This is a genomic window from Gracilibacillus oryzae, from assembly GCF_009498735.1.
In the GTDB taxonomy this organism is placed as follows: domain Bacteria; phylum Bacillota; class Bacilli; order Bacillales; family Amphibacillaceae; genus Gracilibacillus; species Gracilibacillus oryzae.
In genome coordinates, this window is record NZ_ML762432.1 from 150,339 (window position 1) to 163,896 (window position 13,558).

Genomic DNA, 13,558 nt, shown 5'->3' on the forward strand with positions numbered 1-13,558 from the left:
TTTGGTCATTTAGATCTATCATAATAGCAGGAATTATTTTTTATAAGGGTGAAACAAGATGATTCAATTATTTATTTCCGTATTACTGTTTTTTGTTTTATTTTTCGGAATTAGTTTTATATTAAATATGATATTGAGACAGACATGGTTAATGGCTTTCGTTTTTCCAATTATTGTTGTATTTATTGTTGACACCGTTTCATTTTCATCATATTTCAGTGAGCCAGGTACTGCTTTTTCTTCATTAGGAAATGAGCTTACTTCACTCGGGACACAGGATATGGTAATTCTTTCGTCAGGATTTATAGGTACAATTGCAGCCGGTTTTGTTATAAGATTCTTAAGAAAAAGTGGCTATCAAATGTTTTAGATGTATAAAAAGATTAGAATTGGAAAAGATGACACCTAGGAAAGGTGTGATCTTTTTTTATGTTGATCTACAAAATATTAAGAAAAAGTTTATTTGTCGTTCTGTTTGTTCTCGCTCTCCTATCAAGTTATTCACTCATTGCCAATGTATCAACAACGGATGTATTTGCAGAAGTGGAACCAAAACAATTACATCCTTTAGGATTCAGCCATGCGAAAATAAAAGAAATGTTTGAGAAAAAGAGATACTTGAGAAGGTATTCTAATGTGACCACATATATTTCCAATGAACAAGTGAGTGCGCCGTCTACTTTAGAAGAAACAATTGATTTGTCACAATATGCGAAAAAGAAAGTCGTTGCAACAGGATATACAGCCGGGGTAGAGTCCACAGGTAAGTCTCCTGATCATCCTGCTTATGGAATCACATTTTCAGGGGTTAGAGTTACAAGAGATCTCTATTCTACTATAGCTGCAGATACTTCTGTCTTCCCGCTTGGAACAATCTTATTTATTCCGAAGTATGGCTACGGTGTTGTTGCAGACACAGGCAGTGCAATAAAAGGAAATAAAATAGATTTATATTATCCAACTGTTGCAGAAGTGTTTGAAAAATGGGGCAAAAAAGAAGTGGATGTTTATGTAATTGAACAAGGTGATGGGGAATTAACAGAAGAAGTACTAACAGCACTGAATAATACGGAATCATTACAGGTTTTCAGATCACAATATCAATCAGAATAATAGATTAAAAAAACAGTTCCTGCTTTTCCCGGAACTGTTTTTTTATTGTCTTTAAAAAAGCGGGTGTAATAAAAATGCGATAATTATTCCTGACAATCCACCGAAAAATACTTCGATCGGCTGATGTCCCAGTAATTCTTTTAGTTCCTTTTGTTTTTCATATTCACCTTTCTGTGACCAGTCTTTTGCCTCTGATACGAAACGGTGAAAATCTTTTACTAACATATTTAAAAGAATAGCTTGTTCACCTGCTTGTCTTCTGATCCCTGTCGCATCAAACATTATAATAATAGCAAAAATAACTGATACGGCAAACAGGCCTGACGATACACCATGCTCGATTCCAATCCCTGTAGACACCGCAGTTACTGCAGCAGAGTGGCTGCTTGGCATACCTCCTGTACTAAAAGCTAATCCGATCTTGAATTCTCTTGTTGCGATAAAATGTAATGGTACTTTAATTGCTTGTGCCAAGAAAATGGCAATTAAAGCTGCCCATAATGGAAAATTGCCAAAAAGATCCAAATTGTTGACATCCTTTCTCATTCTTTGGAATAAAATAATACCAAACACTATCATTGCTATGTATTAATTATTCACTATTATAGCATAGCTATTATTTCTGTGATAATAAATCAACAGATTTTACAACAATTTTAAAAATGATATTTAAGAAAAAAGGAGAAGGTGCAAAACCTTTCTCCCATCCTATAAAAGTTTTAGCATATTATTTTATTGCTGCATCAAGTGCTACTTCAATCATTTGATTAAAGGTTGTCTGGCGTTCTTCTGCCGTTGTTTCTTCTCCAGTTATAATATGATCAGATACAGTTAGTACAGACAGCGCACTGCAGTTAAATTTAGCTGCCAGTGTATATAAAGCAGTTGTTTCCATCTCGATCGCTAATACATTATATTGATCAAGCAATGCCAGCAGCTCTTTCATATTGTCTCGATAAAAACTGTCGCTTGTGAATACATTTCCAACTCTTAGTGCCAAGCCTTTTTCTGTACCGGTATCATAAGCTTTTTTCAACAACTCGAAGTCAGCTGTTGGAGCATAATCGATACCTCCGAATGTCATTCTGTTCATTTGGGAATCTGTAGAAGATGTGCTTGCTAAAATCACATCACGCACTTTTACATCCTTCTGAATCGCTCCACAAGTTCCTACACGGATTAAGTTTTTCACATCATAACTTTGAATTAATTCATTAACATAGATGCTAATAGAAGGAACTCCCATACCAGTTCCTTGTACGGAGATTTTTTGTCCTTTATATGTTCCTGTAAAACCGTACATTCCGCGAACTTCATTGTAACAAACAGTATCTTCTAAGAAATTCTCTGCAATATATTTTGCGCGTAATGGATCGCCAGGTAAAAGTATTGTTTCAGCGATATCGCCTTTGTTTGCACCAATATGTACACTCATTATAAAAACTCCTTGTCAATGATTAATTTCCTTACCAGTAAAGGATGTCAAAAAGTCACCAAATGATAAGCTGCGAATCTCTTCGTTGGTTTGTGAGTCCGCTTCTCACGTATTCAACCCATACGTTCCGAGGCTCCTCACTGCACCGCCTCGACCTTCTTGCTTCTAATTTGCCGACCTTTTGAACGCTTACCAGTAAAGGATGTCAAAAAGTCACCAAATGATAAGCGGCGAATCTCTTCGTTGGTTTGCGAGTCCGCTTCTCACGTATTCAACCCATACGTTCCGATGCTCCTCACTGCACCGCCTTGACCTTCTTGCTTCTAATTTGCCGACCTTTTGAACACTTACTAGTATGAAAATATCATAATCATTTTACTAATACAAATCATACCTGTAAAAATCAATCGAAAATTTTCTAATAATTTTCGTTTGTAAAATTTGAAATATCGTTTATAATAAGACTTAGTAAATTCAATACAATGTAAATGCATACATTCCAATGAAATGAACAATTAAAGGGGAGGAATTTAGAATGAAGGAACAAACTTTCACAATCCAGAGCGATACTGGTATTCATGCAAGACCAGCAACATTGTTAGTAAATAAAGCTGGTCAATACGAATCCCATGTCGAATTACATTATAATGGAAAAACGGTAAATTTAAAGTCGATCATGGGCGTGATGTCTTTAGGAGTACCTAAAGGAGCAGAAATCCGTATTTCTGTTGATGGAAATGACGAAGATCAGGCATTAGAAGGCATTGCTGAGACTATTCAGGAACATTTAGGGAAATAATCCCTATCAGCAGTATAAAAATAATCATTTTCGTTAATAGCACTATTTATTGAACAAAAGCTAGTTACTTTTACTAGCTTTTTTTCTTTACGTGTTAGAAACGGATCTGCATGAACATGTTGGTCGATATTGTGTATTCAGTTGCTCAACAGAATGGACTATTTTAGAGATATTGTAAGGAAGTGATAAAAATGATGGAATTCTTATATTTTCCTGAAGATAAGGCGGAGTATATACCAGCAGCAATCAGTCTCTTCTTCTTTGTTGCAGCAGCCATTATCGCCATGTATTTCCTTGTGAAGCATTCAAAAAAAGAGGAGAAGAAGTGGGACGATAAATATAAGTAAGCTTCAAGAATAGTGATTCTTCATCCTCGTGATTAATTCACCAAACATTTGTCCATAATAATAAATGGATAATGATGAAGAGGTGAATGATATTGCACAGGTTATTAATTTGTATCCTCATTTTTACATCAGTGTTGCTGATGGCATGTCAGGAGGAATCAAGATCACCCCTTGAAGTGCGTTTATATAATGCTGATCAGGACGCAGTTGGGACAGCAACATTTAAAAATCAGCAAGATAAAGTTACAGTTCAAGTAAAAGTAGAGGGTTTAGAGCAGGGTTTACATGGTATTCATGTTCATGAGTTTCCAAAATGCGAAGGACCAGATTTTCAAACTGCAGGTAATCATTTTAATCCGGACGGAAAAGAGCATGGATTAATGCACCCGGAAGGAGCGCATTTAGGTGATATGCCAAATATTGAAGTGAAAGCAGATGGAACGGCAGATGTAGAATTAGAGTTACCTGGGGCGTCATTAATGGATGGGAAGAACTCGTTATTACGGGAAGATGGCACTTCCATTATCATTCATGAAAAATTAGATGATGGTATCAGTCAGCCTGGAGGAAATGCCGGTGCGAGAATTGTTTGCGGTGTAATTTCTCTGGATGAGGGGAAAAACGAAACGGAACCAACCGATCCTACCGAAACAAATAAGAAGGAAGAAGAGTAGTGTCACTCTTCTTCCTTCTTTCTATTATCCAGTGCTGTTGTAATTCTTTCCACTCCATCCTTAACTAATGCCAATGGGGTGGCAATATTCATCCGCATAAATCCAGTACCTTTCTCTCCAAAAGAAACTCCGTCATTTAAGCCGATTTTTGCATCTTTTTGTAAAAATTTCTTCAGCTCTTCATGAGACATATTTAAAGAACGGAAATCAAGCCATATTAAATATGTTCCCTCAGGCCTGATAACATTAACATCTGTTCGATTATCAAATATCTCGATAACATGGTCCAGGTTTGTTTTTAATTGTTCCATTAATTGTGTTAACCATTGTCTTCCATCATTGTAAGCCGCCTCTAAAGCAGTAATTCCCAATGTGTTTACACCATGAATGCCCTGTTTATGAAACATCTCTTCCATTTCTTTGCGAATAGTCTTATTTGCTGTAACCACATAGGATGCCTGTAATCCGGCTAAATTAAATGTTTTGGTCGGAGACATACATGTAATGGAATGTTGTAATATTTCTTCATCCAAAGATGCAATTGGAATATGTTTATTTGGTTCATAAACTAAATCTGCATGAATCTCATCCGCCAGTATAAGTACATTATACTTTTTACACAATGCGATGATTTTCTCTAATTCATCTTTTGTCCACACTCTGCCTACGGGATTGTGCGGGTTGCAAAGAATAAATGCTTTGACTCCCTGTTTGAATTTCTCTTCCATATCCCTAAAGTCAATTTCATATTTACCGTTAGTTAACAGTAATTCATTCTCGATCAATTGACGCTCGTGTGTTTTCACAATTTGGAAGAAGGGTGGGTATACGGGTGTTTGAATTAATACTTTATCGCCTTTTTCAGTAAGAGCTTGAATGGCCATGTGTAATGTTGTAATCACACCAGGACTGTATAAAAGCCAGTCAGATTTTATCGACCACTTATGCTTATAATTAATCCAATCCACGACTGACTGACTAAATGTTTTATCTGTCAACGTGTAACCGAAGATACCATGTTTTGCCCTTTCACTTAATGCATTTGAAACAGCTGGCGGAATTTGAAAGTCCATGTCTGCTACCCACATCGGTAAAACATCTTCAGATCCGTATAATTGTTTGACAAGATCCCATTTTGCAGCACGGGTATTTTTTCTATCAATGATTTGTTCGAAATGTTGGTTCATATAATACGCTCCTAAACTTTTTTCGTTCCATTTGAAAACAGACTTTAATTATATTTAAACATTAACTTTATTAATTGAAAAGTCTCATGTCTTAAGTTCAGAGTGAACAGCAGAAATAATAGGAAATGGTATTTCTTCAGGAAGAAAGTGGCCAGCTTCCTCAAATAAATAAAGGTTAGCTTTTTTAAGGCATCTTGCTAAATCATATCCTAATTGATATGGCAAGATAAGATCATCTTTTCCCCAAAAAATAGTGCATGGTGTTGTAATCATAGCTAATTGTTCTTCTGTTAAATCTCCCTGATGATCCTTTAACCATGTCATGATCGAACGATAGATTGCATTATTTTCAAATGGCTGTTTATACTTTTTTAACATTTCCTTTGTAATTAGCTGATCATTATACATACATTGTCGCAAAACTTCATAGACACCCTTACTTTGTAAAAACTTTTTGGCAAGGTAGGGTGTTAGAGGGTTATAACTTATCATTCTGGAAAAAAATATTGATCTGTGCATAAACGAACATGGGGCAAGCAGATATAATCTTTCCACTCTTTTTTTATGAGAGTAACTGCATCTTAATGCAATTTGACCTCCCATAGAGTGGCCCAAAATCGTAACTTTATTTATTTGCAATTGGTCTAACAGGAAGATGATCGCATCAACAATATGGTCATATGTATATAAATTATTTTTGTTTTTGGAGCTTTTTCCGAATGGCGGAATATCAATGTTGAGAACATGGAATTCCTTCTGCAAAGATGGAATTAGATGGCGAAAACAATAACTGGAGGCAAGGAAGCCGTGCAGGAGCAGAATATATTTCGGCTGGCTGTTCTGTGTCGAAGGATGAATTTCATAGAAGATAGAATGCTCTTTATACCAAATGTAGTTTTTCATTTTGGGACTCCTTTGACCTTAAAGGTAAAAAAATAAGCAAAGCGATTAAATCGCTTTGCTATCCAGGGGGAATACGAGAAAGTCTTACATATTTTAATTATACCCAGTAACACAGTTTATAAACATCTAAAACAAAAAAATAAAAAAATCAGCAGAATTTTTATAAAGAAAGGTTACATCATTGTTTGTTTATTAACTGTTATGTTTTGGTTTTCTATTCAAATTTTTGCTATTATAATCAGTAATATGCTAACATTATTTATTGTCTACAAACGTTATTTATTGTAAGAATTCAACAAGGAGATGAAGGAATGTCAAAGGAATTTGAAGTAGGAGATACGGTTAATGGTGTTGTAACAGGAATACAACCATATGGGGCATTTATAGAATTATCGGACAACGTTCAAGGTTTAGTGCATATTTCTGAGATTACCAATGGATATGTTAAAGATATTCAGGAACATATTAAAGAAGGGGATAAAGTAAAAGTTAAAATTCTTGAAATTGACAAAACAAATAATAAGTATGCTCTTTCTCTTCGGGCTCTTCAAGAGGAAGAGGAATCAATTACGAAAAATGAAGAAAATACGATTCATGACAAGGAAGGAGAGCACGGGTTTAATACATTAAAAGATAAACTGAAGGAATGGATTAAACAATCAGAATAAAAACCGGGGATAAGCCCGGTTTATTCCTTGTTTGAATCAAAAAGAAATGCAATGCTCACTAAACCAGCAATTCCGACAATGGTATAAATTACTCGGGCAAATGCGCCTTCCTGGCTTCCCCCGCCAAAAATAGTTGCTACAAGGTCGAATTGGAATAGACCGATTAATCCCCAATTTATAGCTCCTATAATTACTAAAATTAATGCTAACTTTTTCACGATACAGTCTCCTTTCATTTATGATTTCTTTCAGATCATTGCTTATTTTATTACAGAGTACAATTTTCATTCTTATGTTACCCAGTATTCCAGATCTAAAACAGGATTAAATTTGTTAAAAGAGGCAGTACAAGGCTTGATTTCAAACGAACTATCCGTTACATTTAAAGAGTAATGATAATTAATTGGAGGGTATAAGATGACACACGTTCGCTTTGATTACGAAAAAGCGCTGGATTTCTTCGGTCAGCATGAACTTGATTACTTAAAAGAACCAGTGAAACTAGCGCATGAAATGGTACATAATAAAACAGGTGCAGGTAATGACTTTTTAGGATGGGTAGACCTTCCAACAGACTATGATAAAGAAGAATTTGCCCGTATTAAAAAAGCTGCAGACAAAATAAAGTCAGACACTGATGTTCTCTTAGTTGTAGGAATCGGCGGTTCTTACTTGGGTGCTCGTGCTGCAATTGAGATGTTAAATCATTCTTTTTACAATGAATTATCGAAAGAGCAACGAAATACACCACAAGTATTCTTCGTTGGAAACAGCATTAGTGCACCATACATCAATGATCTTTTCGATGTATTAAAAGGTAAAGATGTATCTGTAAACGTTATTTCAAAAAGTGGTACAACAACTGAGCCTGCAATTGCTTTCCGTATTTTTAAAAAATTCTTAGAAGAAAAATATGGTGCAGATGAAGCGAAAGGCCGTATTTACGCTACAACAGACAAAGCTAGAGGTGCATTAAAAACATTAGCTAATGAAGAAGGTTATGAAAGCTTTGTTATTCCTGATGATGTTGGTGGCCGTTATTCTGTATTGACAGCAGTTGGTTTGCTTCCAATCGCAGTAAGTGGTGTGGATATTGATGAAATGATGCAAGGTGCTCAAAAAGCACAAGAAGAATTGGCAGAAGCTGATTTAGAGAAAAACCCGGCATACCAATATGCTGCTGTAAGAAATGTTCTTTACAATAAAGGGAAAACAATTGAAATGCTGATTAATTATGAACCTGCACTGCAGTATTTCTCTGAGTGGTGGAAACAGTTATACGGCGAGAGTGAAGGAAAAGATTTCAAAGGAATTTATCCATCTTCAGCTAACTTCTCAACTGACCTGCATTCATTAGGGCAGTATGTACAAGAAGGTCGTCGTGACATTTTTGAAACAGTTCTTCATGTGGAAGAACCAAAATCAAATATAACAATTGAAGAAGAAGCACAAGATCTAGATGGTTTAAATTATCTTGCTGGCAAAACTTTAGACTTTGTTAATGAAAAAGCTTATCAAGGTACATTGCTTGCACATACTGATGGACAAGTTCCAAATTTACTTGTACACTTACCGAAATTAGATGCTTATACTTTCGGTTATGTTGTATATTTCTTTGAAAAAGCTTGTGCGATCAGCGGATACCTGTTAGGTGTCAATCCATTTGACCAGCCAGGTGTTGAAGCATACAAGAAAAACATGTTTGCATTACTGGGCAAACCAGGATTTGAAGAAGAAAAAGCTAAATTAGAAAAGCGTTTATAATTTTTAGAATTCTTAAAATATTTAGCAAGAATAAGAAACCCGTATCATACAAATATGATACGGGTTTTTCTCTGTCTTACAGAGGGTGTTCGAAGCGTTCCGAAGCTTCTCACTGACAGCCTCGACCTTCTTGCTTCTAATTTGTATACATAATCCCAACTGCCAAAGGGAAACTATGACAAGATAAAAATTGATAAGGAGTTGTCCATCGTATGTATGAACTAGAATCCTCAATTCAGAATAAAATATTTGATTTTAACCAGCTTAAGGAAGTGTTAGAACATGCAGGCTACAGTCTAAGCGGTGCCTGGGAATATGATCATGGTTATTTCGATTACAGACTGGCCAAAGACGATGCCTATCACTTTCTGCGCATACCTTTTCATACGCTGAATGGCCAGATAGAAGATAAAAATGTAGCAGTGAAACTGGATCAGCCGTACATTTTAACTCATAAATACCAGAACGATGTGGATGCTACAGCAGAGAGCAGTGTAGTACAGGCCGCCTTTAATCAATTTCAAACCCCTGTAGAGAAAGATGCCGATATACCTGGTGAATATATCGAAAAGGGCAAACAAGTATTGGCGCAGTTAGAAGTAATTTTAGATCATATTCATCGAAAATAGACAAAATGAGGTGATCTCACCGTTTTGTCTATCTTCTGCCTTTTTAAAAAATCTAAAATGATTTTAAGTATATAAGCTGATCATCTTCTTTTGTTATAAGTTCAAAACTAGGGTGAATGATGATTTCTCCATTTCTTATGATGCCAATTAGAGACTTATTATTTTCGAGTAATTGTTGTGCACAGCTGCGAAATGTTTGACTGGTCAATGACTGATCAATTGGAATAGTACAAAATTGTTGTTGTTCCAAAGTTTTTGCTATAATATCTGTAGCAATGTTACTAGCCTGAAATATGGATTGAAAGAAAAGTGAACTCATGAAATCATTGGAGCGGATAATCACATTTGCTCCGGCACGTTCTGCGTTTTTTCGCTGTATTTCTGTTAATATTTCTGCGACGATGGTAATTTCCATATTGTTTCCTCTTGCTGCGATAGTATTAAGAATTGTTTGCCGGTCTGCTTCATTTTCTTTGAGAGAAGGATTGGAAGTTATTACAACATGTGTCGCAGCATGAATATTCGCTTTTTGCAGAATATCATCAGCTGTGGGATTTCCCTTAATAAAGTGAATGCTGTGATCTTGATAAGAAATTTTATTTTTCGTCTGATCAAGAAGAACAATATCCTGGTAAGGATGACTTGTTTTAATCATGTCAATTAATTGTCTCGTCCGCTCATTCCAGCCGATTATGATAAGATGTTTGGTACCTTTATAGGACACTTTCCCTTCAGATAAGTCTTTTTCATGTTTAATCGTGGCTGCAGAAATTGTGGCCATATAGAAGGTAACAAGGCCGCCGCCTGCTAAAATTAGAATAATACCGATCGTTTTCCCGAGTGTACTTAGCGGCACATAATCCCCGTAGCCAACAGTTGAACCTGTAACAAATGCCCACCATATCCCATCAAAAAATGTTGGGAAATGAGTTGGTTCAATCATATGAATGATATAACCGAATAACAGCATTATGAGGCAAACACTTAATAATAAACGGACAAATATAGGTAAATGGAAATAAAACTGTATACATTTATTCCAAAGCAATTTCATCACCTGCTTACAATCCAATATTTTCTAATTAGTTTGCACCTTAATTTCAATATTATGCGAAAAATATAATAAGGAGTGATCCAGTTCAATGGAACAGCAAAGTTTAGATTTTTTAATTGATTTACTACATACACCTTCACCATCAAGTCTAGAAATGAATATTCAGAAAAAGTGGCTTGATTATGTAAGACCATATGCAGACACTATTCAAACAGATGAAGCAGGAAATGCAATTGCTGCGATTAATCCTGAAGCAGACTTTCATATATTATTAGCAGGACATTGTGACGAAATTGCTTTTGTTGTAAACCGAATTGATGAGAATGGATTTGTTTATGTAGATAAAATGGGTGGCATCAATCCAAAAGCAGCGATCGGAATGAAGGTAGAAATACTCGGTGAAGAATACAATTTACAAGGAGTCATCGGGGTGAATGCCCAGCATCATGGGGGAATGAAAGACGATTTTGATGTGGAAGATCTTTTTATTGATTGTGGTGCAGTAAGCAAAGATGAGGTGACTGAACACATTCAGATAGGTGACTTAGTTGTATACAGACGTCAATCTGAATTACTAATGGGGCGATACTTGTCTGGAAGAGGGTTAGATAATCGAACAGGCGCTTTTATTGTTGCAGAAGTACTGAGAAAATTAAGAGCAAAACAACTCAATATCGGTGTATATGCCGTAAGTACTGTCAATGAAGAAACAAATATGGGAGGGGCATACTTTGCCGCAGCTGGCTTAAAACCGAATTGTGCGATTGCATGTGATGTGACGTTCGCTACTGATTATCCATCAGTTGACAAAAGAAAACACGGGGATATTCGTTTAGGCGGTGGACCAGTATTAGCAAAAGGGGCTCCAATCAACCGGAACATGAACAAATGGTTAGAGACTGCAGCGAAAAAATTAGCAATGCCGGTTCAATATGAATTGACTCCTAGGCAAACAGGCACAGATGCCGATAAAATGCGTGTCACTGGGAAAGGGGTTCCTGTCAGCCTTGTTTCCTTACCATTAAGATATATGCATTCTCCTGTAGAGACCGCATGTATTGCTGATATCGATCAGGAAATTGAGTTATTGGTAGAAATGATATCCTCTCTTAAGGGAACGGAAAGCTTAAAACCAGTTGAAGTTGATTAAAATTTTTATTGACACTAAATGTCATTAAACTTAAGATAAGTAAGGTTAGCCTGTTGGGTTAACCGATAGAACTCAGGGGGAGGATACCGGGTTGAATACTAAACGACCATTTCCTGATACTTATCTGCTCCAGTTTTTAACGATAGCATTGATGGGAACAATATCAGCTGTTTTAATGTTCATCAATGTTCCACTGCCTTTTCTGCCACCTTATTTACGACTGGATATCAGCGATCTGCCAGCATTAATTGCTGGCATTATGTTTAATCCGTTTGCTGGAGTAGCAGTACTGGTGATCAAGAATTTGCTTCATCTGCTGCTGACAGCAATCTATGATCCAATTGGAGCTGCCGCGAACTTATTGGCCGGTCTGTTGCTTGTATTTCCAGTCAGCTTTCTTTTTTATAAATATAAAAGTAAAAAAAGTGTCTTGATCGGAGTTATTCTTGGAACAGTTCTCATGACAACAGGAATGTCTGTCTTAAATTACTATGTAATTCTGCCTGCCTATAGTATGTTTATGGGATGGGAAGAGATGACAGATTCTGTGAAGCAATCTACTGTTTTGGCAGGTATCATGCCATTTAATCTGATCAAAGGGATATTTGCAGGAACAATTTTTTATCTGATTTTTCTGAGGTTAAGAAAATGGATCGAAAAAAAGCGCACAATTTAATGTGCGCTTTTTTTATGAGGTTGTTACAACTGCCAGTGTACATCTTGCTGCAGCGACCAGTTCACCTGCTTCATCCGTTAATTTTATTTCCCATACCATTGTTTTTCTGCCAACATGGAAAGGTTGGGCATTGGCAATTAATTTGCCATCCTTCTTTGCCTTTATATGGTTACAATTAATCTCCAGACCAACAACTGCTTGTTTAGTTTGATCAATATGTTGCAGGCCGCCAATACTTGCAGCTGTTTCGGCCAATTCCACAGAAGCTCCCCCATGAAGATATCCCATTGGTTGTTTAACTTTATCAGTTATTGGCATCTCTATCACGACGTTCTCTTTATCTGTCTGAAGAATTTGCATATCAAATATTTCCATTAAATTCATCATATTCCTCCTATACTAAAGAGATAATGGGAAAATAATATGGATGATTAAAGAAAGTGCAATTAATGCACCATAAATTGTATTGGTTTTAGCAGTTGCTGCCATTGCCGGAATCATTCCAATATTTGTAGTGTTCGCACGGAATGTATTAACAGCAAATTGAGCTTTTGGAATACTAAACAGACTGATGACACTGTAGATTGGTAACAAACCGAAAACAATATAAACAAGTGTTAATCCGTAACTAATGATAATCAGCCATTTTAGTAAAGAAATAGCACGATCTCTGCCTATTAATATCGCCAATGTTTTTCGCCCGTTTTCTTTGTCACCGTCTAAGTCGCGGATGTTATTAGATAACAATATACAGCCAATCAAAATAGCGATAGGTATAGAAATGATGATAACTTCCACCGTTATTTGCAGCGTTTGGATATAGTAGCTTATTCCAATCATGACAGTACCCATAAGACCGCCGGAAAATAATTCACCAAACGGGGTATATGCGATCGGAACTGGCCCGCCGGTATAAAGGTATCCGATTAACATACTGATAAGTCCGATTACAGCAACCCACCAGCTCGAGGCAAAGCAAATGTAAAAGCCTAACAGAATCGAAATTCCAAAGAATAGAAAGCCAAGTCTTTTGACAATAACGGGTCTGATTCCGTCTCTTACAATCGTACCACCAATACCGACAGAGTTCTCGTTATCAAGACCACGTTTATAATCGTAATATTCATTAAACATATTGGTTGCTGCCTGAATAAGCATT

18 protein-coding genes are annotated in these 13,558 nt (G+C 36.2%); 10 read left to right on the forward strand and 8 right to left on the reverse strand.

What is annotated here, in order from left to right; translation table 11 throughout:
• Nucleotides 1-58 precede the first annotated feature (58 nt).
• Entirely contained in the window at nt 59-370 is a 312-nt protein-coding gene (locus tag F9U64_RS13130) for a YuiB family protein (protein WP_153404254.1), read from the forward strand.
• A gap of 59 nt (nt 371-429) precedes the next feature.
• A complete protein-coding gene (locus tag F9U64_RS13135) occupies nt 430-1,113 on the forward strand; it encodes a 3D domain-containing protein (protein WP_153404257.1) in 684 nt (227 codons plus the stop codon).
• 51 nt (nt 1,114-1,164) lie between these two features.
• On the opposite strand, the gene F9U64_RS13140 is transcribed toward F9U64_RS13135, so the two are convergent.
• Together F9U64_RS13140 and deoD are read right to left on the reverse strand one after the other, a co-directional pair.
• Nucleotides 1,165-1,638 (reverse strand): divergent PAP2 family protein, encoded by a 474-nt coding sequence (locus F9U64_RS13140; protein WP_153404260.1) that lies wholly within the window; start codon nt 1,636-1,638, stop codon nt 1,165-1,167.
• A 202-nt stretch (nt 1,639-1,840) separates the two neighbouring features.
• Nucleotides 1,841-2,548, reverse strand: a complete 708-nt coding sequence (deoD, locus tag F9U64_RS13145) for a purine-nucleoside phosphorylase (RefSeq protein WP_153404263.1) — start codon at nt 2,546-2,548, stop codon at nt 1,841-1,843.
• 535 nt (nt 2,549-3,083) lie between these two features.
• Here deoD and F9U64_RS13150 point away from each other — a divergent pair.
• From F9U64_RS13150 to F9U64_RS13155, 3 genes are all read left to right on the forward strand, one after another.
• A complete protein-coding gene (locus tag F9U64_RS13150; RefSeq protein WP_089740860.1) occupies nt 3,084-3,347 on the forward strand; it encodes a phosphocarrier protein HPr in 264 nt (87 codons plus the stop codon).
• Between the two features lie 191 nt (nt 3,348-3,538).
• On the forward strand, nt 3,539-3,694 hold the full coding sequence (locus F9U64_RS22635) for a hypothetical protein (RefSeq protein ID WP_194287368.1): 156 nt from the start codon (nt 3,539-3,541) through the stop codon (nt 3,692-3,694).
• Nucleotides 3,695-3,834: 140 nt separating this feature from the next.
• The gene (locus F9U64_RS13155; RefSeq protein ID WP_407647326.1) at nt 3,835-4,368 is read left to right on the forward strand and encodes a superoxide dismutase family protein; all 534 of its coding nucleotides are present in this window, start codon (nt 3,835-3,837) and stop codon (nt 4,366-4,368) included.
• Nucleotides 4,369-4,370: 2 nt separating this feature from the next.
• On the opposite strand, the gene F9U64_RS13160 is transcribed toward F9U64_RS13155, so the two are convergent.
• Nucleotides 4,371-5,555: a MalY/PatB family protein gene (locus F9U64_RS13160; RefSeq protein ID WP_153404267.1), complete on the reverse strand. Its 1,185-nt coding sequence runs from the start codon at nt 5,553-5,555 to the stop codon at nt 4,371-4,373.
• Nucleotides 5,556-5,639: 84 nt separating this feature from the next.
• The gene (locus F9U64_RS13165; RefSeq protein WP_153404270.1) at nt 5,640-6,458 is read right to left on the reverse strand and encodes an alpha/beta fold hydrolase; all 819 of its coding nucleotides are present in this window, start codon (nt 6,456-6,458) and stop codon (nt 5,640-5,642) included.
• 311 nt (nt 6,459-6,769) lie between these two features.
• Between F9U64_RS13165 and yugI the strand changes: the two genes are divergently transcribed.
• On the forward strand, nt 6,770-7,126 hold the full coding sequence (gene yugI, locus F9U64_RS13170; protein WP_153404273.1) for a S1 domain-containing post-transcriptional regulator GSP13: 357 nt from the start codon (nt 6,770-6,772) through the stop codon (nt 7,124-7,126).
• A gap of 20 nt (nt 7,127-7,146) precedes the next feature.
• Here yugI and F9U64_RS13175 read toward each other — a convergent pair whose 3' ends face one another.
• Nucleotides 7,147-7,362: a DUF378 domain-containing protein gene (locus tag F9U64_RS13175; RefSeq protein WP_153404276.1), complete on the reverse strand. Its 216-nt coding sequence runs from the start codon at nt 7,360-7,362 to the stop codon at nt 7,147-7,149.
• Between the two features lie 181 nt (nt 7,363-7,543).
• Between F9U64_RS13175 and F9U64_RS13180 the strand changes: the two genes are divergently transcribed.
• Nucleotides 7,544-8,890 (forward strand): glucose-6-phosphate isomerase, encoded by a 1,347-nt coding sequence (locus F9U64_RS13180; protein WP_153404279.1) that lies wholly within the window; start codon nt 7,544-7,546, stop codon nt 8,888-8,890.
• 212 nt (nt 8,891-9,102) lie between these two features.
• Nucleotides 9,103-9,519, forward strand: coding sequence for a YugN family protein (locus F9U64_RS13185; protein ID WP_153404282.1), 417 nt, complete (start codon nt 9,103-9,105; stop codon nt 9,517-9,519).
• A gap of 52 nt (nt 9,520-9,571) precedes the next feature.
• Here F9U64_RS13185 and F9U64_RS13190 read toward each other — a convergent pair whose 3' ends face one another.
• A complete protein-coding gene (locus F9U64_RS13190) occupies nt 9,572-10,567 on the reverse strand; it encodes a potassium channel family protein (RefSeq protein ID WP_153404285.1) in 996 nt (331 codons plus the stop codon).
• Nucleotides 10,568-10,661: 94 nt separating this feature from the next.
• Here F9U64_RS13190 and F9U64_RS13195 point away from each other — a divergent pair, with 94 nt between their 5' ends.
• Both F9U64_RS13195 and F9U64_RS13200 read left to right on the forward strand, forming a co-directional pair.
• Nucleotides 10,662-11,723: a M20/M25/M40 family metallo-hydrolase gene (locus F9U64_RS13195; RefSeq protein ID WP_153404288.1), complete on the forward strand. Its 1,062-nt coding sequence runs from the start codon at nt 10,662-10,664 to the stop codon at nt 11,721-11,723.
• A gap of 91 nt (nt 11,724-11,814) precedes the next feature.
• Nucleotides 11,815-12,399 carry an ECF transporter S component gene (locus F9U64_RS13200; RefSeq protein WP_228275710.1) on the forward strand — a complete coding sequence of 195 codons (585 nt, stop codon included), beginning with the start codon at nt 11,815-11,817 and terminating at the stop codon, nt 12,397-12,399.
• 12 nt (nt 12,400-12,411) lie between these two features.
• Here F9U64_RS13200 and F9U64_RS13205 read toward each other — a convergent pair whose 3' ends face one another.
• Nucleotides 12,412-12,783, reverse strand: a complete 372-nt coding sequence (locus F9U64_RS13205; RefSeq protein WP_323125852.1) for a hotdog fold thioesterase — start codon at nt 12,781-12,783, stop codon at nt 12,412-12,414.
• A 15-nt stretch (nt 12,784-12,798) separates the two neighbouring features.
• On the reverse strand, nt 12,799-13,558 hold a 760-nt coding region (locus F9U64_RS13210), incomplete at its 5' end, for a 1,4-dihydroxy-2-naphthoate polyprenyltransferase (protein ID WP_228275711.1).